Raw genomic sequence first — 18,062 nt, forward strand, 5'->3', positions numbered from 1 at the left:
TGCCCTTTTTCACAACCGGATCCGGGCAGTTCTCGCGGCTGCGGCGAATAAGATCAGGAACATTTATCGGACCGGCTTGGTTATCCACCTGAAAAGACACCCCGCCGTTATCGGGGGTCGCTCAGGAGGAATGATGAAGAGTAAACTTCGTAACACGACCGCCCTCATTGCCGCGCTGGCCACTTTGGCCCCCAGTCTGACGGTCGCGCAAACCATCCCAGCGGTGCCGAAACAGGCCCAGTCCGAAGACCGTCCCGATACGGATCGCGGCAAGATGTCCTCGGGCAAAGAGGACACCGGCCCCAGTCAGGCCCGCGCGACCACCTGTATCGAGACCCAAAGCAAAAACGGCGTCTCCGCCAAGGCCGCAGCAGAGCTGTGCGAAGGCATGACCGCCGCAAGCCCCAATTCCCAGGCCGAAAAGCGCAGCGAGGCGGCGCAATCCGCGCAAGCGCGTGCACAGGCGGATGCACAGACCGAAGCGGCCCGCAAGAAAATGGAGGGCCGCACCGCTGACCCGAAATCCGACCCGAAACCGGACACCGGATCACAGGGCGCGGCCCCTGACGCCAGCCCCGAACTCGGCACCCGAGCCACCTCCAAGGCCAAGGATGAAGGCCAGAACACCGCGCCCGCACCGCGCGCGGACAAAAGCGGTGCCCCACAATCCTCGGCCCAATCCTCCTCGAAGCCTTCGGCCTCGGACGCGGTGAAAAAGGCGACGGCGGAACAGTCCAAGCCCGCAGGTGCCAAACCCGCAGATGGCAGCACGGCATCGAAGACCAAGGCCGGAGAGGCGCGCGACCAGAGCGACGCCCCTCAGGCCAAACCCGCCCCGTCCGATGCCGCAGATCGTAAGGGCAAGGCCGCAGCTTCCGAACAGGACGCAGCGCAGCAAGAGAGCGGCAAGACAGAGGCGCAATCGCTGTCCAAGGCTCTGGCCGAAAAGCAGGCGGCCCAACCGGCAGATCCCCGCGCCGCTGGGGCGAATGCTGAGGCAGCCGCCCCCCGTGACGGCGAAGACAGTCGGCAGGAGACCCAAGAGCCGCGCCGTGTCGAAGAGGCTCTACAGGCCACAGAAGACGCACGCCAGCGCGCCAGCGAAGGGGCGCCGGTGAAGAACGAGGCCCTTGCAGACAAGGCCGACATGCCCGCCGCAGGTGACAAGCCGCGCGCCAACTCCGCAGAGGGGGCGCCGATGACCGAGGAGGTCATTACCAAAGACAATGCGCGTTCCTCTGCCGAGGATTTCGCCACCGCCGTCAATGCCAAACCAAGCCAGAAATCGCCCGAGGCGGACAAGAAATCGGGTCTCTCGGATTTCGAGAAGGTCGCGATTGCAGGGCTTGGGGCGCTGGCCGTCGGGGCGATTTTGCAGAATGGCTCCGAGGTTGCGGTCAATTCCGGCGACCGTGTCGTGGTCCAGAACCCCGATGGCAGCTATGGTCTGATCAAGGATGATAACGCGCTCTTGCGTCAGCCGGGCTCGACGATCCGCACCCGCGATTATGACGACGGCTCGACGCGCACCATCACCGAACGTCCCGATGGCGCGCAGATCGTCACCATTTATGATGCCCAGCGCCGCATCGTCCAGCGGAGCCGGATCGAGCCGGACGGCACGCGCTACATCCTGATCGACGATTCGCGCGGGGCCGCACCTGTGCAGGTCTCCGACCTGCCGCGCGCCAATTTCCGTGATGTCTCCAGCACCAGCAACGAGACCGCCCTGCGCGATGCCTTGGCCCGTAATGCCGATGTGAACCGTGGGTTCACCCTGTCGCAGATCCGTCAGATCCCGTCGGTGCGCGCATTGGCACCGGCCATTTCGGTGGAGAATGTGACATTCGCGACAGGCTCCGCCGCGATCCAGCCCGAGCAGGCGCAGGCACTTTCCGATCTGGGTGAGGCGATCAAGGCCCGTATCCGCGAGAACCCGCAAGAGATCTTCCTGATCGAAGGTCACACCGATGCGGTCGGGAACGCGGCCTATAATCTAGCCCTGTCGGACCGCCGCGCCGAATCGATGGCTCTGGCACTGACGGAATATTTCGACATTCCGCCGGAGAACCTTGTCGTGCAAGGCTATGGCGAGGAATATCTGAAGGAAAACACGCAAGGTGCCTCTGAACAGAACCGCCGCGTGACCATCCGTCGCGTCACCGACCTGCTGCGTGTCGCCGCGAACTGATCCGGAACACGCACCGACGATGTCAGGGCGCCCCAAGCGGGCGCCCTTCGACACTTGCGCTTTGTCATCATGCTCGGGCTCGGTTAAAGACACCCGAGACGCAGATGGAGAATACCATGTCCGCAAAGGCCGAACTGGACGACGGTGGCAAGACATTCACCCTGACCGTAGGGGTCTGGTTCAATACCTACCCTGTGGAAGAGCTGGACGACTGGATCGCCTTCTACCACCGCAACCGCGCCGACCATCCAAAATCGCTGCACAGCTATGATGACACGATTGCCGCGCTGGAAGCCCTGAAAGCTGCGCTGAAGACGTAGCAGGCCATAACCCTGCCCGTCCTCTTGCCCCCTCCGGCCCGACCCTTTTGGCCAGACCCGTTTAGCCAGCCCCGTCCCATCGGCAGGGCAGCACTATCCTGCCCCACGCGGGAACCAAACAAAAACAACGCGCCGTAGCGCGTTTGTCTTTGTTTTCCGAAGATTTGGAAGTGGTGGCGAGGGGGGGACTTGAACCCCCGACCCCACGATTATGAGTCGTGTGCTCTAACCAGCTGAGCTACCTAGCCATTGAGCGGCTATCTACGGTCTGGGCCGCAGAGCGTCAACCCCAATTTCGGAAAATCGTCATCTTTTTCGCATTGCCGCTGCGACAGGGAAAACCGCCCCGTTTTGGCGGCAGATCAATAGACCGTCACCGGCGTGCCAATCTTCACCGCATCATAGAGCGCGATCACATGATCATTGACCATGCGCAAACATCCGTTGGAGACCGCGTGACCGATAGAGCTGGGCTGAGTCGTGCCATGAATGCGGATCGCCGTATCATGCCCGTCCTGATACAGATACATCGCCCGCGCGCCCAAAGGGTTGTTCGGGCCACCCGGCATACCATCTGCATATTTCGCGTAATGGTCGGGCTCGCGTTTGATCATATCGGGCGTGGGCGTCCAGCTTGGCCATTTGACCTTGCGCGCCACAACCGCCTTGCCGCGGAAGACCAGCTCGTTCTTGCCCACGGCAACGCCATAGCGCATCGCAACCCCGGGGGCGGTGATGTGGTAGAGGAAGAACTTATCCGACAGCACGATGATCGAGCCGACCTCCAGCTCGGGCCTCACACGCACCTCGCGCGGATAGAACTGCTGGGCAATCGGCCAGGTTTTGGGGGCAGGCGCAGAAGAGGTCTCGATTTCCTGAGCCAATCCGAGGGTCGGGACCGTCAGAGCAGACAGGCCCGCCAGGCCACCAAGCACAGAGCGACGCTTCATATGTTATCTCCCGTAACAGGCAGATGCCGTTCAACCGCGATGAATCGTCACTTCAAAACCAGCGGTCGAAACCCGCATCTTTATCTTAAAACAGCTTATCCCAAGGCATCCGCGAAAGGAGAGCGCTTGCCAAGATCCTAGAACAGAAAATCTTCACATATCGCAAAGATGACACGTCAAACGGTCCGCGCCTGCTTCGTGGTGCCGGAAATTGCCTCTTTGGCGGTGGTCAATCCGGTGCGGCCTTCCTATCTGGTAAACAGATACGGGACTCGGGGGATGGTGTATGACAGAGCTTCATACAAGGTTTATCGTGGATGGCATGCATTGCGGGGCCTGCACAGGGCGGGTCGAACGGGCCCTTCTGGCCGTTCCCGGCGTGCGGCAGGCCAATGCCAATCTGATGGCCCGCAATGTCACGCTGCACTTCGACAGCCCGACGGAAGGCGGTCCGGCAAGCGCGGATCTGGCCCGCTCGCTGGAGGCGGCAGGCTATCCGGTTGCCGAGGCCGAGGCCGATCTGGCGTCAGACACGGACATCCCTGCCGAGCTACAGAGCCGCGCCCGCGACACCCTGCTGGCGCATCCGGCCATCCTGTCGGTCGAGACCGCCGCGCGCCAGATCGATGTCCGCTACGCGCAAGGCGCGATTGCCCCAAGCGAGATGGTCCGGCTTCTTGCGCCGCTCGGGCTGGAAGCCAAGCCGCGCAAGGCCGAGACCCCGCTGCCCGATCGCGCCCATAAACAGGCCGATGAAACCCGCAAGCTGCGGCGCGATCTGATCGTGTCTGCGGCGCTGACCCTGCCGGTCTTCATTCTGGCGATGGGCAGCCACCTGATCCCCGGCATGCATCATCTGATCGAGATGACGATCGGTGAACGGCTGAGCTGGGTGATCCAGCTTGTCCTGACAACGCTGGTGCTTCTGGGACCGGGGCGGATTTTCCTGACCCTCGGCCTGCCCGCCCTGCAACGCGGCACCCCGGAGATGAACTCGCTCGTGGCGCTCGGGGCGCTGGCGGCATGGGGCTATTCGACCCTTGTGACGCTTGTGCCCTATATGGTGCCCGAAAGCGCGCGCGGCGTCTATTTCGAAGCCGCCGCCACGATTGTCACCCTGATCCTGCTGGGCCGCTGGTTTGAAGCGCGGGCGAAGGGCCGCGCGGGCGAGGCGATCTCGCGGTTGGTGGGCTTGCGCCCCGACACCGCCCGCGTCGAGCGTGGCGAGCAGATCATCGACCTGCCCGTGGCCGAGCTGGCGGCGGGCGATCTGGTCCACCTGCCCCCCGGTGCACGGGTTGCCGCCGATGGCATTGTCACCGAAGGTCAGGGCTGGATCGACGAAGCCATGCTGACAGGCGAAGCCGCGCCGGTCGAGAAATCCGAAGGCAGCAGCATCACCGGCGGCACCGTCAACGGCACCGTGCCGCTTGTCTATCGCGTTACCGCGACCGGCACCGAGACCGTTCTTGCCCGCATCATCGCGATGGTCGAAGAGGCACAGGGCGGCAAGCTTCCGGTGCAGGCACTGGTGGACCGTGTCACGCGGGTTTTCGTGCCGGTGGTGATCGGGCTTTCCCTGCTGACCTTCCTGATCTGGATGATCGCGGGACAGGGCTTCACCCATGCGCTGGTGGCCGGCATTTCGGTGATGATCATCGCCTGCCCCTGCGCGATGGGGCTGGCCACGCCCGTCTCGATTCTGGTAGGCACCGGACGTGCCGCCGAAATGGGGCTTCTGTTCCGGCGCGGTGACGCGCTGCAACGGCTGGCGGAGGTCAAGACCATCGCCTTTGACAAGACCGGCACCCTGACCGAAGGCCGCCCCGTCCTGAGCGACCTGATCGCAGCCCCCGACAGCCCGCCCGCCACCGAGACATTGCGGCTGGCCGCAGGGATCGAGGCGCGTTCCGAACATCCGCTGGCCCATGCGATCTTGCAGGGGGCAGAGACACGCGGCCTTGTCCCTGCCCAGGCCAAGCGGGTGCGCAGCCAGACAGGGCGCGGCCTGACCGGCGAGGCCGACGGGCACAAACTGGTGATCGGCAATGCGGCGGCGCTGAACGAGCATGGCATTGCGACAGACACTCTGAGCGACCAGGCCGATGCGCTGGCGGCCAAAGGGAAAACCCCGATCTGGATCGGCATTGACGGGCAGCTTGCGGCGCTGATGGCGGTCTCCGACCCGATCAAGCCGCAAGCGGTCGAAACTGTGCAGGCGCTCGAGAAGGCGCATGTCGAGACGGCCATGATCTCGGGGGATCTGCGCCGCACGGCACAAAGCGTGGCGCAGGGGCTGGGGATCGGGACGGTTGTGGCCGAGGTTCTGCCCGACGGCAAGGTCGCGGCCATTGAGGACATGAAGCGCAAAGGCACCACCGCATTCGTTGGGGACGGTATCAATGATGCCCCCGCACTGGCCGCAGCCGATATCGGCATCGCCATCGGCACCGGCACCGATGTGGCGATCGAAACCGCCGAGGTGGTGCTGATGCAGGGCGATCCGCGCGGCGTCGGTCAGGCGGTCCATCTGTCGCGTGCGGTGATGCGCAATATCCGCGAGAACCTGTTCTGGGCCTTCGCCTATAATGCCGCGCTGATCCCTGTTGCGATGGGCGTTCTGGTGCCTTTCGGTGGCCCCGGCATGTCGCCGCTTCTGGCAGCGGCGGCTATGGCCTTTTCCTCGACCTTTGTGGTGACGAACGCCCTGCGGCTGCGGCGGTTGAAACTGTAAGCCCGCGCGCATCGGCAGATCCTTGCCGATGCGTCACCCCCACCCTTTCCGTGCGGGAAAGTTTTGGCTAACTGGAGATATCGGTCTTTCCGGGGTTTTCAGATGCATTTGTCACGACGGTCCATGTTCCTTGGCCTTTTCGCGCTGAGCGCCTGTGGGGCAACGCCCAAAGCGCCGCAGCAGCAGATGAACCTGCGCCCGAACGAAACCCCGCAACTGCGCAAGATGATCAACCAATATGCCGATCATTACGAGATCCCGCGCACGCTGATGCATCGCGTGATCACCCGCGAAAGCGGCTACCGCCCCGATGCCCGCAATGGCAGCTATTACGGCCTGATGCAGATCTCGCCGCAGACCGCCGGTGCGATGGGTTTTCGCGGCAAGCCTAGCGGGCTTCTCGACCCCGAAACGAACCTGAAATATGCCGGTAAATACCTTCGCGGTGCATGGATGTGTGCCGATGGTTCCAGCGACAAGGCCGTTTACTGGTATTCGCGCGGCTATTATTACGAAGCCAAGCGCCGTGGCATCCTGACCGAGACGGGCCTGCGCGGCTGACGGCACCGCCCCCTTCGCAGCCCCCCCTCGGCACCATCTTGCCGCCGGAATGCCTACCGCATTCAGGGCAGGAACTGTCCGCCCCGACGCAGCGACGCCTCCATTGCGATCACGCCTTCGGGCCCGCCATGTCGGACCAGCCAGTCCATCGCCTTACAGGCGGAGGCCGTGTAAAGGGCATGGCTCTCGGTTGCAGCCCTCCTGCGGAAATCACCGGCATCCGCTGGTGGAGAGATCCTGCCCGCGTCATCACACCCCAGAATCCGCCCCTCCCGTAGCGAGAGATACCGTGTATCGCGCGAGATATAGACAGCCAGCCCCTCATCGAACCATGCAGGCACAGCACCGGTGAGAAAGTGGAACGCCCCCACACGGTGATGCAGCTCGGCATGCGCCAGTTCATGCGCAAGGATTGTCACCGACGTCCCTCGCGCGGTCACAAAGACAAACCTGTCCAGATAGGCCATCGCGCGCGGCCCCGTCCGGACAGAACGGTTACACGCCTCGGACAGGCAGAGCAGCCATTCGGGATCGGAGGCGAGATCGGAATAGACGCCCCGCACACGTGCCGAGGCCCCTTCAAGATTGTCCAGCGCCGAACGGATTTGCGCGTCACTGGCCTGCCCTTCGGCATAGACATGCGGCGCGACAGGCCGGTAACCGTAACAACGGGGGCAAAGATAGAGACCGATCTCAGGGGCGGCATATGCCACGCCCCCACCAAGCACCAGACCTGCAAGACAAAGACAGAGTACCGCTACGCGACGCGTCCGGTGGCTCTCCCGCAAGGTTGAAACGGATATCACCTGTTGTGAAAAATGTCGGACCCGTCCCATCGCGCGTGAACGCGGCGGGGCGGGCCTTGGGCGGGTCTGGCGTGGCACGCCGTTGCCGGCCTCAATCGGCCAGCAACGGCCCCATCACCTTGCCCGCAAGGATATGCATATGGAAATGCGGCACTTCCTGACAGCCATGCTCGCCCGCATTGGTGATCGCACGGAAGCCCTTTTCCTCGACCCCCAGATCCTTGCAGATCTGGCCACAAGCGCGCATGAAATCGAGGATTTCTGGATCTGACGCATTCTGGCAGAAATCATCGTAATTCACATAGGCCCCTTTGGGGATCACCAGAACATGGTCCGGCGCCTTGGGGGTGATATCCTTGAATGCCAAGGTGAATTCGGTTTCGAGCACGGTGGCATTGGGAATATCGCCGCGCAGGATTTTGGCGAAGATATTCTCGCTATCATAGCTATAGGGCAAAGAAGCCTCCTTAGTCGGAAAACAGGTAGTCGGTGGCCGCAATCTCGGCAGCCGTATCGGTATCAAGCTTTAGAAACTGTGCAAGCGGTCCGGCATTGGCCTGCACCTGCGCTGTCTCACGAATACGCCAGAAATGTTCGAACTCCGCATCGCGGATTTTCTCGCTTTCATACCGCAGATCATAGCGGATGGTCGGCAGAACCCTCTCGTAGATCTGCGACGGGCTGTCATGGGCGGCCAGTCCGATCCGTTGCGCATGGCCAACCAGATACTCATCCGAGAATTCCGTCTCGATTTCCAGAATACGTGTCTCGACCTTATCCGAGGTCAGATCGCGCAAAAGATCGAAATCCGAGGGATCGACACAGATCAGCAGCCGGTCGCTGCGATGGTATTCCAGCAGCATCCGCAGCAGGGCCCGACGGTGCCGGTTGCGCTTCTCCAGCGTCTTCTCGATCCCGCCAAGCGGGGGCAGCTCTTCCTGTTCGTTGAAAAGATAGTTGACCGCCGGAAGATCGGTGCGCGCGCGGATCTGTTCAACCAGACGTTTCGCGACATGCCATTTCTTGCACAGCACCACATACAGCACACGGTCGCGGCCCAGCGTCGATTCTGTCTCCCAGAAGCGGGGCGCGAAACGGTGCCCCTCCCGCCCCTTCTGCGTCAGGAAGCCGAACAGCGCGCGCCCCTCGTTCGAGATCGGGAAGGCCATATCCTGCTCGCCCCACAGCTTGCCAAGCCGTGCTTTCATCTCTTTGGCCTCGGGGCTGATCTTGCGGGCAAACAGATAGTCCTGCGCCAGCAGCATATCGTAATGGTCGTTATAGAAGGTCACCGGCATGCCGTAATCGGTGAACATCAGAAAGGTCAGCGTGCGCGAACGGATCTCGCGCTCGGGGACAACATGGCGCGCGATGGTCTGGAAGAAGGTCTCGTCGGGAATCCATGTCGTTGCAAAGAAGCGCAGCACCTCGGGCCGGTCCTTGCAGAACTGCAGGATTTTCTCGACGCTGTCGCGCCGCAGGCACCACCATTGCGACCCGATCATCATCTCGATATCGGCAGGCACCTTGCGGGTGATCCCGAGGCGCTTCTGCCATTCGTAGCTTTGGTAGAACCACCATTTCTGGGTGCGCTCGTTGAACCAGTGGCGGTAGATCAGGCGCTCTTCCTTGAACCCCGTCTTGATCCAGTCGGAATTGAAGAAATCGAAGCTTTCGATATAGTCGCAATTCTCGCTTTCGAGAAAGCGATGGGCATATTCCGCCGATTTGATCTGCATGCAATCGCCCGACAGCATGTAGAAATGCGTGGCATCGGGGAAGGCCTCCACCGCCGCTTTCACCGCCTCAAGGGTGGCGGCGACAAGGCTCCATTCGCCCCAGCCGCATTTCAGCCGCTTTCTGGCAAAAGTGACCTGCTGGTTATCGGCCAGCCCGTCGCGAATCTGCTGGAAATCGGCAGGGTTCGCCCGCGCGTCGAAATGGATGGACACACAATCCCCGGCCGCCGTCAGGCGGGCCGCTTGACGGATCACCGTTTCAGGGTCTTTGTGTGTCAGAAGAATGAAGGCAATCTGGACCATATTTATCGGCATATTCTATGTCAGTTACGCCACTATCGCCCCTCTTTGCGGCGAGGGACATTGAAAATATAAAGTTTGTTTGCTTTTTCAGTCTAATTATTGCGTAAAGGTGACGACAAGCGCACCGGGTTCAAGGAGCAGGCAAATGGGTTTTCCCGGAACGTGGATGACAGAAAGTGAAAGCGTGGTCTATCGCGTGGTGCCCAAATGCGCCTGCTCGTCCATCGGCCAGATCATGTTTTATTCCGACCACGGCCGCTTCTTCGATGGCGACATCCATGATTCCAAAGAGGGCCTGCACAAGTGGTCGCAGGACTATAGCCAAGGCCCGATCGAGCGCGTGGTCAAAGGTGGCAAGGCCTATTCTTTCACCTGCGTGCGCAACCCCTATGGGCGCATCCTGTCCTCTTTCTTCGACAAGATCGCCGGCATCCAGCGGAATGGCCGCCGCTATCGGGGTAATCTGGTGCCGCAGCTGATCCAGAAATACGGTATCGAGGTCGGCTCTCCGGAAGACAATTTCGACTTCGATCAGGTCAAAAGCTTCCGCCGCTTCCTGCTGTTCGCGCGCGACACCATCCGCTGGCGCCGCCCGATGGAACCCGACATCCACTGGTCCGCCATGTCCGGCCATATCTCGACCTTCATCGTGAATGGCGGGCGCTACAATAACATCTTCTTCACGGAAAAGTTCAATGAAGGCATGCAAAGCGTGCTCGACGATATTGAAACACCGGTCAAGGTTGACCTTGCGGCCGTGCCGAAATTCAATGAATCCGAGGGGCATGGCCCGAAACGCGCCCATCCGATCAGCGATTATTTCGATGATCTCTCGCGCCATCTGGTCTGGGAAATCTACAAGAAGGATTTCCAGCTTTTCAAATATGACTTTGACAATCCCGACAATAAAATGCCTTTGGGGGAAGTCGATCTGGACGAGGTTCACGCAAAACTCGGCCAATAAGGCGGTCGTGTTTTTCAAGACCGCATCCATTTCTATAAATGGCGCCTGATATGCCGCATCCCCATACACCCTCCCTTCCCGCCCGCCTTGTCGCCCATCTGCCCGGCCCGCTGGGCCCCTGGCTCAGCCGACATGTCGACCGACTTGAAATCGGCCTACTGATCAGCCTGTGCCTGATCGGCGGCGGGGTCTGGGCCTTTGCCCAGATCGCCTCGGAAATGACCGCAGGCGACACCACCGCCTTTGACCGTGCCGTTCTGCTCTGGTTCCGTGACAGCAATGATCTGGCCGTGCTCAAAGGCCCGCACTGGATGGAAACCGTAGTGCGCGATGTAACCGCCCTTGGCGGCGTCACCGTTCTGGGCAGCCTGATCGTCTTCACGACAGGCTATCTGCTGATGGAGGGCTACCGCCGTCAGGTCTGGGTCCTGCTGGCCGCCGTTCTGGGCGGTCAGGTCGTCTCGAATGTCTCGAAACTGCTTTTCGACCGTGCCCGTCCGGATGTCGTGCCACACGGGACCGATGTCACCTCGGCTTCTTTTCCCTCCGGCCATTCAATGATGGCCACGATCACGTGGCTGACGCTGGCCGTGATGCTGGCACGCCTGCAAAGCCGTCGCCGGACCCGCGCCTATCTGATTTCCGTGGCGGTGCTGATCTCGATCAGCGTCGGCATCAGCCGTCTGGCGCTCGGGGTGCATTGGCCGACCGATGTGCTGGCGGGCTGGTCGATTGGCGCGGCATGGGCGCTGACCTGTATGCTGGTGGCAGACTGGTTCTTCCCGACCCGTCCCGCACCGGACCTGCCGCCACAGGACTAATCCCGCCAGATCAACGCGCGCGGCAGCGGAGCGGCCCGAGCGATGCCCCGATCAGGGGCGTTCGAGGGGCGCTCCACACGCCCCTCCCCTCGCCAGAGGCGATTGCCGTCACACAAGACCCTGCGCGACAAAAAGCGCCTTCACATCCACCTCGGGCCGCGCCCCGTAATGCGAAATCACCTCGGCAGCCGCCACGCAGCCCATACGGCCCGCCACATCCAGCGGAACCCCCGTGGCGATTCCATAAAGGAAGCCCGCAGCAAACTGATCGCCCGCCCCCGTCGCATCCACGGGCGTCACGCGCGTGACAGGCACCTCGACCCGCTCGGCCCCGCGACGGATGATCACATCCGCTCCGGAGCGCGTGCAAACCACCAACCCGCATTCCGAGGCCGCCTGATCGAGCGCCGCCGGCAGATCGGTCTCGTAAAGCGCCGCCCACTCATGCTCGTTGCCAATCACATAATCCATCTCGTCACGGACAAGGCGACGGAAATCGGCACGGTGGCGATTAACGCAGAAGGGGTCCGACAATGCGATACCGGCCTGCCCCCCCGTGCGCCGCGTTGCCTGCGCCGCCTTCAGGAAGGCCGCTTTTCCCTTATCCTTGTCGAACAGATAGCCTTCAAGGAACAGATATTCGGTATCTTCCACCACCGAAAGAGGCACATCTTCGGTCGATAGCTCTGCCGAAATCCCCAGATAGGTATTCATCGACCGCTCACCATCGGGGGTGACGAAGATCATCGACCGCGAGGTCGGCAATTCGCCATCCTTGATCGGCGCATTGGGGAACCCCGTTCCCTCGGCCTCCAGCGCCGCCTCGTAGAAACGCCCCAAGGCATCGTCGCGCACACGCCCCACAAAAGAGGTACGCAGCCCCAGATTCCCGAGCCCCGCAATCGTATTGGCAACAGAGCCGCCCGGCGCCTGGGTGCGCTCTTTCATCGAGGCATACAGCGTCTCGGCGCGGTCTTTCTCGATCAGCTGCATGATGCCCTTCTCGATCCCCATATGGTCGAGAAAGCTGTCATCACATTGCGCAATCACATCCACAATCGAATTGGCGATACCAACGAACTGATACTTTTTCATAAGGTTTTCTCCTCAAACTGGCACAGATCCCGGATCAGACAGGCACCACATTTCGGTTTGCGCGCGACACAGATATAGCGACCGTGCAGGATCAGCCAGTGATGCGCATGTTGCTGGAATTCCACAGGAACATTATCCTCGATGGCGCGCTCCACAGCCTCGACATCCTTGCCGGGGCAAATGCCCGACCGGTTGCCGATCCGGAAAATATGCGTATCCACAGCCTGCGAGGGATAGTGGAACCACATATTCAGCACGACATTCGCCGTCTTGCGCCCCACCCCGGGCAGCGATTGCAACGCCGCACGCGACGAGGGCACCACCCCGCCATACTCATCGACCAGAATACGCGCCGTCTTGATGACATTCTTGGCCTTCTGCCGGAACAGCCCGATGGTCTTGATATGCTCGGTCAGCCCTTCCTCGCCCAGATCGAGCATCTTCTGCGGCGTATCGGCGATGGGAAAGAGATGCTTGGTGGCCTTGTTCACCCCCGCATCGGTCGCCTGCGCCGAAAGCGCCACGGCCACCAGAAGCGTGTAGGCATTCACATGGTCCAGCTCGCCCTTGGGCTCGGCCTCGGATGTGCGAAACCGTGCGAAGATCTCGCACATATCGTTATATCCAAGCTGTTTTGCGCTTTTCTGGGTCATGGCCAAGCTATGCCCAGATGCAGGCTGTATCGCAAGTTTATTTGCATCCGGCCCTTACGACAAAATCTTCGGAAAATCTTTGCATAAATAGAGTTAAGACCGTTTTCGTTAAACTCGCGTTATCCATCCCTCGGGCAATCTGGACAGCGTGGGATATCCGCGCAGGGAGACGCAAATGGACATGGGCTACCCGATTTCGGCAATCATCCGGAATCGCGACGAACATAGCTGGATGCTTCGGTCCGAGTTTCAGGCCGAAGAGATGCTCGAAATTCTGTTCGAGGGAGACGTGGCCGTTTTGCGTGACCCCGATGGCAACGCATTAGCGCGCGGTCTGCTGACCGCCGATATCCCTGTCTTGCTGGAATCCCCCGAAGGCACCTTGCGCCTTGACCGGATCGAGATTGACGGCCAGCTCTGTCTTTATATCCCCTCTCTCGCGATGGTCCCCGGCCAGTCCTATACCGAGGCCTCGCAGCTTTCGACGGGCGGACGGGCCGCCACGCCGGAAGAAATCTCGAACCTGCCCTGTCTGGCTGGCGGCACCCTGATCGCGACGGACGAGGGGCCGCAACCGATTGACTGGCTGCGTCCCGGGGACCGTGTCCTGACACGCGATAACGGCTATCAGCCGCTTTTGTGGCTGGGCCATCACACCATGCCGCGCCGTGCGCCGATTGCCACGCGGCTGATGTCGGTCTCGGCGGATCTTCTGGGGCCAAACCTGCCCGAACGCGAACTGATCATGACCCCGCGCACGGGCGTTTTGCTGGCCGGTCCCGAGCTGGAATTATGGTTCGCCGAAACCGAGATGCTGGCACAGGCCGACCATCTGGCCACACAAACTCCCCGCCTTGAAGGGCGCCGTATGGTATATTCCCTGCTGTTCACCGCGCCAGAGCTAGTTCTGGCCGAAGGTCTGTGGGTTGCAACCGTGCAGGCGGACTCTTCCTATATGTCGCTGATGCCGCCGCGCGTGCGCACCAGTCTGGCACCGCAAATCGGCGAGTATCACGATCTCTCCGCCCGTGTCTGGCTGGCCGATTGGGAAGCGGATATGTTCTGCAAGGACCGTCGCCGCCGACAGGACCGCATCGCCGCCTGAGGCCGGAACTCTTTGCACAGGATTCGGGTCGTGCCGGGCGGCAGGCCGCATTAGGCTGGCAGACACCCGCTCTTTCAAAGGCCCGCCCCATGCAAGACAGCTATCATTACCAGCTTATCGCCCGCGCCATCGCCCAGATCGATGCCGCCCATGCGGCAGGGACGTCACTGACGTTAAGCGCATTGGCCCGGAAGCTCCATATGAGCGAAGCCCATTTCCAAAAATGCTTCACCGCGTGGGCGGGCGTTTCCCCACTACGCTACATGCAATATCTCAAACTGGATCTTGCCAAGGATCTTCTGCGCCAGCGTCACCCGCTGACAGCAGTGGCGCAGGAGACGGGGCTTTCGGGCAGTGCCCGCCTGCATGATCTGGTTCTACGCTGGGAAGCGATGACGCCGGGGGAGTTTGCGCGCAAGGGAGCGGGGCTTCTGATCAACTGGGGCAGCTTCGACACCCCCTATGGTCCGGCACTGGTGATGGGCACGTCGCGCGGCATTTGTGGGCTGGCTTTCAGCGCCGAAATGGGCGAGGCGACCGCATATCAGGATCTGGCCACGCGCTGGCCCGCCGCCACGTTCGTGGAAAATCCCGAAGCGCTGGAACAGTGGGTGACAGCCGCCTTTGCGCAACGGGGGGTCGTGGCGCTGCATCTGTCCGGCAGAGCGTTCCAGATCAAGGTCTGGGAGGCTCTCTTGCAGATTCCCGAAGGCGCCGTTGCAACCTATCAGGACATTGCCATCGCCATAGGGGCCCCGAAAGCCACCCGCGCGGCTGGCACTGCTATCGGGCGCAATCCGGTTGCCGCGCTGATTCCCTGCCACCGCGCCTTGCGCAAATCAGGCGGGTTGGGCGGCTACCACTGGGGCCTGACCACCAAACGTGTGCTTTTGGCGCGCGAGGCCGCCCGTGCCGAGGCAAATGGTTCACGAATGCCCCACGCCGCGCTCGCAACCGATAACGATTAGCGGAAACGATAGGCAAAATGCCGCGCAGCGCATCAACGCCAATGGAACTTTCCCGCAACTCCGACGTAATATCAGCCGGACGTCCGAGAATACGGATGCAAGGACAAAGGCGAGAACGAGATGAACAAGAAGATTTCCCTGACTGTGGCAAGCGTAGCCTTGCTTGCGATGGCAGGCTGTGTGACCACCCCCGCCGACCCTAACGACCCCTATCAGAACACCCGTGGCGGTGCGATTGCCGGTGCCCTTCTGGGCGGCGCGGCCGGTGCTATGTCAGGCGGCGACGAGCGTCTGACCAAAGCCGCCGCCGGTGCGGCAGTGGGCGGCCTGATCGGCGGTGCGATCGGCAACCAGATGGACAAACAGGCGCAGGAGCTGCGCCGTGATCTTGACGCGCAAGGCACTTCGGTGGTGCGCGATGGCAACAACCTCGTGGTGACAATGCCGCAGGACATCCTGTTTGCCACCGACAGTTCGGCAGTGCGCCCCGATCTGCAAAACGATCTCTATACGCTCGCGGGCAGCATGAACCGCTACCCGAATACCACGCTGCAGGTTGTCGGCAATACCGACAATACCGGCGAAGCGGCCTATAACCAACGCCTCTCCGAGGCGCGCGCCAATGCCGTGACAGCGGTTCTGGTGCAGGCGGGTGTGCCGTCCTCGCGTATCCAGTCTTATGGCCGTGGCGAAGAAAACCCGATTGCCTCGAACCTCACCGCCGAGGGTCGCGCGAAAAACCGTCGGGTCGAATTCATCATCACCCCGACCAACGCGAACTGAAAGACGCACCACACCTATGTCGAAAGGGCCAGACATGTTCTGGCCCTTTCTTTTTACCAATTTGCTTGGCATTAAGATAATTGGCTAGAAAATCTAACCAAGGGGGGTGCCAGCAATGCCGTTTCGAAAGATTGAATCCGAAAAGCTTGCAACAGCCATTGTCCGACAGATCGAAGAACTGATCTTGCAAGGCATCCTGCGGCCCGGCGAACGGCTTCCGTCAGAACGCGAATTATCCGAACGGCTGGGCGTCTCCCGCCCCTCTCTGCGCGAAGCGATATCGGAGCTACAGGATCAGGGGCTGCTTTGCACCCGTGCCGGTGCGGGGGTCTTTGTGGCCGATGTTCTGGGCTCGGCCTTTTCGCCTGCACTGATCCGGCTGTTTTCCTCCTCCGATCAGGCGGTCTATGATTATCTGGCCTTCCGCCGTGATGTGGAAGGGCTGGCAGCCGAGCGCGCTGCCCGTTTTGCCTCCGACACCGATCTGCAGGTGATCGACAGTCTTTTCAAACGGATGGAAGCCGCCCATTCCAAACGGAGCTACACCGAAGAGGCGGCGCTGGATGCGCAATTCCACCTTGCCATCGTCGAGGCCAGCCACAATGTCATCATGCTCCATATGATGCGCGCCATGTTCGAATTGCTCAGCGAAGGCGTGTTCTATAACCGCTCCATGCTGTTCAAAAACCGCGTGACCCGTGCCGAATTGCTCAACCAGCACCGCGCGATGAACGAGGCCATCCAGAAACGTGACGGTATCGCCGCGCGCGAGGCCGTGGCCGCGCATATGAATTTCGTGGAAGTCGAGATGACGCATAACCGCAAGGCGCTCAAGAATGAGGAAACCGCAAGGCTGCGCCTGCAACAACGGAGCTGATCCAATAAAAAACCCGGCCAAATTGGCCGGGTTTTGTCTTTATGCTGACCGCGAAAGCTCAGTGCAGGCGCTGTGCAACCTCGGTGATCGACGCATCGATACGGGCGGCTTTGTCCTGAGCAGACATCTGCTCGGCCATCACCTTACCAGCCGCAGCGATTGCGACCGAAACCGCTTGATCGCGCACAACCTTGATCGCGCCGGCTTCCGCCGAAGCAATCTGCTCTTCGGCAGATTTCAGACGACGTTCGATCGACTCCGCCAGATCTTTCTTGGCCTGAGCGGCTGCCAATTCCGCGTCGCGCTTGGCATTGGCGACAATCTCGTCGGCCTGAACCTGCACTTCGCGCGATTTGCGCTCGTAGGTGGCAAGAATGGACTGGGCTTCCTCGCGGAGGCTGCGCGCCTCTTCGAGGTCGGATTTGATCCCTGCGGCGCGCTTATCCAGCAGACCACCCAGCATCGTCGGGACTTTCACATAGAAAAGCACACCGATGAAGGTCAGGAAGGCCAGCAGCACAACGAAATTGGTGTTATGCAGGCTGAAGAACGGGCCGGAGGCTGCAAAGGCAGGCTGAGCAGCAACAAGGGCAGCAAGAACAGCAAGTTTCTTCATGACCTTATCCTTTCAACCGTTCGTCGACAGCCGCAGCAACGCTGGCCTGATCGGCCTTGCCACCCAGAGCCGCAACGATTTCCAGCGCGGTTTCCTTGGCGACGGCTTCCACCGCCGCGCGGGACCCTGCTTCGATCTCTGCGATCTTGGCTTGGCTTTCCGCCGTTTTGGCCGCGATCTCGGCATCCGCTTTCACGATTGCCGCATCCACGTCTTTCTGGATGTCCGCACGGGCCTCGGCGACAATCGCCTGCGCTTTGGTGCGAGCATCTGCGAGGGCCTTTTCATAGGCGGCCTCGGCTTCTTTGGCCTTGAGCTTGAATTCCTCGGCGGAGGCTAGATCCCCCGAGATGGTGCCCTGACGGTCGGCCAGCACGGATGCGATCCGCGGCAGAGCGACTTTTGCCAGAACCCAGTAGATCACGACCAACGAGACCAGAAGCCAGAAGATCTGGTTGGGATAGGTCGAGAAGTCGAGCTGCGGCATGCCTACAGCTTCGGCGCCGTGCGACCCGCCATGAGCAGCTTCGGCTGCGCCATGCGCCATTTCGGCGGCTTCGTGTTCTGTTGCCATGT

At 61.2% G+C, this 18,062-nt stretch carries 18 protein-coding genes and 1 tRNA gene; 10 read left to right on the forward strand and 9 right to left on the reverse strand.

Going from position 1 to position 18,062, the window contains the following annotated elements:
* The first annotated feature begins 133 nt into the window (after positions 1–133).
* On the forward strand, positions 134–2,191 hold the full coding sequence (locus WDB86_RS07675; RefSeq protein ID WP_406735627.1) for an OmpA family protein: 2,058 nt from the start codon (positions 134–136) through the stop codon (positions 2,189–2,191).
* Between the two features lie 116 nt (positions 2,192–2,307).
* Entirely contained in the window at positions 2,308–2,511 is a 204-nt protein-coding gene (locus WDB86_RS07680; RefSeq protein ID WP_406735628.1) for a hypothetical protein, read from the forward strand.
* Positions 2,512–2,682: 171 nt separating this feature from the next.
* Here the strand turns inward: WDB86_RS07680 and WDB86_RS07685 are convergent.
* A tRNA-Met gene (locus tag WDB86_RS07685) sits at positions 2,683–2,759 on the reverse strand.
* 114 nt (positions 2,760–2,873) lie between these two features.
* The gene (locus WDB86_RS07690; protein ID WP_339109061.1) at positions 2,874–3,461 is read right to left on the reverse strand and encodes a L,D-transpeptidase; all 588 of its coding nucleotides are present in this window, start codon (positions 3,459–3,461) and stop codon (positions 2,874–2,876) included.
* A gap of 286 nt (positions 3,462–3,747) precedes the next feature.
* Between WDB86_RS07690 and WDB86_RS07695 the strand changes: the two genes are divergently transcribed.
* Positions 3,748–6,195 (forward strand): heavy metal translocating P-type ATPase, encoded by a 2,448-nt coding sequence (locus WDB86_RS07695; protein WP_406735629.1) that lies wholly within the window; start codon positions 3,748–3,750, stop codon positions 6,193–6,195.
* A gap of 102 nt (positions 6,196–6,297) precedes the next feature.
* A complete protein-coding gene (locus WDB86_RS07700) occupies positions 6,298–6,756 on the forward strand; it encodes a transglycosylase SLT domain-containing protein (RefSeq protein ID WP_406735630.1) in 459 nt (152 codons plus the stop codon).
* A 62-nt stretch (positions 6,757–6,818) separates the two neighbouring features.
* Here the strand turns inward: WDB86_RS07700 and WDB86_RS07705 are convergent, their stop codons facing one another.
* The 3 genes from WDB86_RS07705 to WDB86_RS07715 all read right to left on the reverse strand — a co-directional run bounded on the left by WDB86_RS07705 (position 6,819) and on the right by WDB86_RS07715 (position 9,604).
* Positions 6,819–7,469: a hypothetical protein gene (locus WDB86_RS07705; RefSeq protein WP_406735631.1), complete on the reverse strand. Its 651-nt coding sequence runs from the start codon at positions 7,467–7,469 to the stop codon at positions 6,819–6,821.
* Positions 7,470–7,653: 184 nt separating this feature from the next.
* Positions 7,654–8,019, reverse strand: coding sequence for an HIT domain-containing protein (locus WDB86_RS07710; RefSeq protein ID WP_339109057.1), 366 nt, complete (start codon positions 8,017–8,019; stop codon positions 7,654–7,656).
* 10 nt (positions 8,020–8,029) lie between these two features.
* Positions 8,030–9,604 (reverse strand): DUF5928 domain-containing protein, encoded by a 1,575-nt coding sequence (locus tag WDB86_RS07715; protein WP_406721638.1) that lies wholly within the window; start codon positions 9,602–9,604, stop codon positions 8,030–8,032.
* 145 nt (positions 9,605–9,749) lie between these two features.
* Between WDB86_RS07715 and WDB86_RS07720 the strand changes: the two genes are divergently transcribed.
* Positions 9,750–10,568, forward strand: coding sequence for a sulfotransferase family protein (locus WDB86_RS07720; protein WP_339109056.1), 819 nt, complete (start codon positions 9,750–9,752; stop codon positions 10,566–10,568).
* A 50-nt stretch (positions 10,569–10,618) separates the two neighbouring features.
* A complete protein-coding gene (locus WDB86_RS07725) occupies positions 10,619–11,389 on the forward strand; it encodes a phosphatase PAP2 family protein (RefSeq protein WP_339109055.1) in 771 nt (256 codons plus the stop codon).
* Between the two features lie 108 nt (positions 11,390–11,497).
* Here WDB86_RS07725 and WDB86_RS07730 read toward each other — a convergent pair whose 3' ends face one another.
* Together WDB86_RS07730 and nth are read right to left on the reverse strand one after the other, a co-directional pair.
* Positions 11,498–12,484 carry an adenosine kinase gene (locus WDB86_RS07730; RefSeq protein WP_406735632.1) on the reverse strand — a complete coding sequence of 329 codons (987 nt, stop codon included), beginning with the start codon at positions 12,482–12,484 and terminating at the stop codon, positions 11,498–11,500.
* Entirely contained in the window at positions 12,481–13,137 is a 657-nt protein-coding gene (gene nth, locus WDB86_RS07735; protein WP_339109053.1) for an endonuclease III, read from the reverse strand. Before nth ends, WDB86_RS07730 begins: the two co-directional genes overlap by 4 nt.
* Before the next feature lie 175 nt (positions 13,138–13,312).
* On the opposite strand from nth, the gene WDB86_RS07740 reads away from it, so the two are divergent.
* The 4 genes from WDB86_RS07740 to WDB86_RS07755 all read left to right on the forward strand — a co-directional run bounded on the left by WDB86_RS07740 (position 13,313) and on the right by WDB86_RS07755 (position 16,870).
* A complete protein-coding gene (locus tag WDB86_RS07740) occupies positions 13,313–14,242 on the forward strand; it encodes a Hint domain-containing protein (RefSeq protein WP_406735633.1) in 930 nt (309 codons plus the stop codon).
* An 89-nt stretch (positions 14,243–14,331) separates the two neighbouring features.
* Positions 14,332–15,210: a methylated-DNA--[protein]-cysteine S-methyltransferase gene (locus WDB86_RS07745; protein ID WP_406735634.1), complete on the forward strand. Its 879-nt coding sequence runs from the start codon at positions 14,332–14,334 to the stop codon at positions 15,208–15,210.
* Positions 15,211–15,330: 120 nt separating this feature from the next.
* Entirely contained in the window at positions 15,331–15,993 is a 663-nt protein-coding gene (locus WDB86_RS07750; protein WP_339109050.1) for an OmpA family protein, read from the forward strand.
* Positions 15,994–16,108: 115 nt separating this feature from the next.
* Positions 16,109–16,870, forward strand: coding sequence for an FCD domain-containing protein (locus tag WDB86_RS07755; protein ID WP_339109049.1), 762 nt, complete (start codon positions 16,109–16,111; stop codon positions 16,868–16,870).
* A 58-nt stretch (positions 16,871–16,928) separates the two neighbouring features.
* Here WDB86_RS07755 and WDB86_RS07760 read toward each other — a convergent pair whose 3' ends face one another.
* Together WDB86_RS07760 and WDB86_RS07765 are read right to left on the reverse strand one after the other, a co-directional pair.
* On the reverse strand, positions 16,929–17,486 hold the full coding sequence (locus tag WDB86_RS07760; protein ID WP_339109048.1) for a F0F1 ATP synthase subunit B: 558 nt from the start codon (positions 17,484–17,486) through the stop codon (positions 16,929–16,931).
* A gap of 4 nt (positions 17,487–17,490) precedes the next feature.
* Positions 17,491–18,060, reverse strand: coding sequence for a F0F1 ATP synthase subunit B' (locus WDB86_RS07765; protein WP_339109047.1), 570 nt, complete (start codon positions 18,058–18,060; stop codon positions 17,491–17,493).
* Between the last annotated feature and the right edge of the window lie 2 nt (positions 18,061–18,062).

Source organism: Thioclava sp. GXIMD4215, assembly GCF_045291555.1.
GTDB lineage: Bacteria > Pseudomonadota > Alphaproteobacteria > Rhodobacterales > Rhodobacteraceae > Thioclava > Thioclava litoralis.

Bases quoted from the DNA above. Each gene is read 5' to 3' on its own strand.
- WDB86_RS07760 (WP_339109048.1), bottom strand. From the start codon at position 17,486: ATGAAGAAACTTGCTGTTCTTGCTGCCCTTGTTGCTGCTCAGCCTGCC.
- WDB86_RS07700 (WP_406735630.1), top strand. From the start codon at position 6,298: ATGCATTTGTCACGACGGTCCATGTTCCTTGGCCTTTTCGCGCTGAGC.
- WDB86_RS07675 (WP_406735627.1), top strand. From the start codon at position 134: ATGAAGAGTAAACTTCGTAACACGACCGCCCTCATTGCCGCGCTGGCC.
- nth (WP_339109053.1), bottom strand. From the start codon at position 13,137: ATGACCCAGAAAAGCGCAAAACAGCTTGGATATAACGATATGTGCGAG.
- WDB86_RS07715 (WP_406721638.1), bottom strand. From the start codon at position 9,604: ATGGTCCAGATTGCCTTCATTCTTCTGACACACAAAGACCCTGAAACG.
- WDB86_RS07750 (WP_339109050.1), top strand. From the start codon at position 15,331: ATGAACAAGAAGATTTCCCTGACTGTGGCAAGCGTAGCCTTGCTTGCG.
- WDB86_RS07740 (WP_406735633.1), top strand. From the start codon at position 13,313: ATGGACATGGGCTACCCGATTTCGGCAATCATCCGGAATCGCGACGAA.
- WDB86_RS07720 (WP_339109056.1), top strand. From the start codon at position 9,750: ATGGGTTTTCCCGGAACGTGGATGACAGAAAGTGAAAGCGTGGTCTAT.
- WDB86_RS07725 (WP_339109055.1), top strand. From the start codon at position 10,619: ATGCCGCATCCCCATACACCCTCCCTTCCCGCCCGCCTTGTCGCCCAT.
- WDB86_RS07730 (WP_406735632.1), bottom strand. From the start codon at position 12,484: ATGAAAAAGTATCAGTTCGTTGGTATCGCCAATTCGATTGTGGATGTG.
- WDB86_RS07690 (WP_339109061.1), bottom strand. From the start codon at position 3,461: ATGAAGCGTCGCTCTGTGCTTGGTGGCCTGGCGGGCCTGTCTGCTCTG.
- WDB86_RS07745 (WP_406735634.1), top strand. From the start codon at position 14,332: ATGCAAGACAGCTATCATTACCAGCTTATCGCCCGCGCCATCGCCCAG.
- WDB86_RS07765 (WP_339109047.1), bottom strand. From the start codon at position 18,060: ATGGCAACAGAACACGAAGCCGCCGAAATGGCGCATGGCGCAGCCGAA.
- WDB86_RS07680 (WP_406735628.1), top strand. From the start codon at position 2,308: ATGTCCGCAAAGGCCGAACTGGACGACGGTGGCAAGACATTCACCCTG.
- WDB86_RS07695 (WP_406735629.1), top strand. From the start codon at position 3,748: ATGACAGAGCTTCATACAAGGTTTATCGTGGATGGCATGCATTGCGGG.
- WDB86_RS07755 (WP_339109049.1), top strand. From the start codon at position 16,109: ATGCCGTTTCGAAAGATTGAATCCGAAAAGCTTGCAACAGCCATTGTC.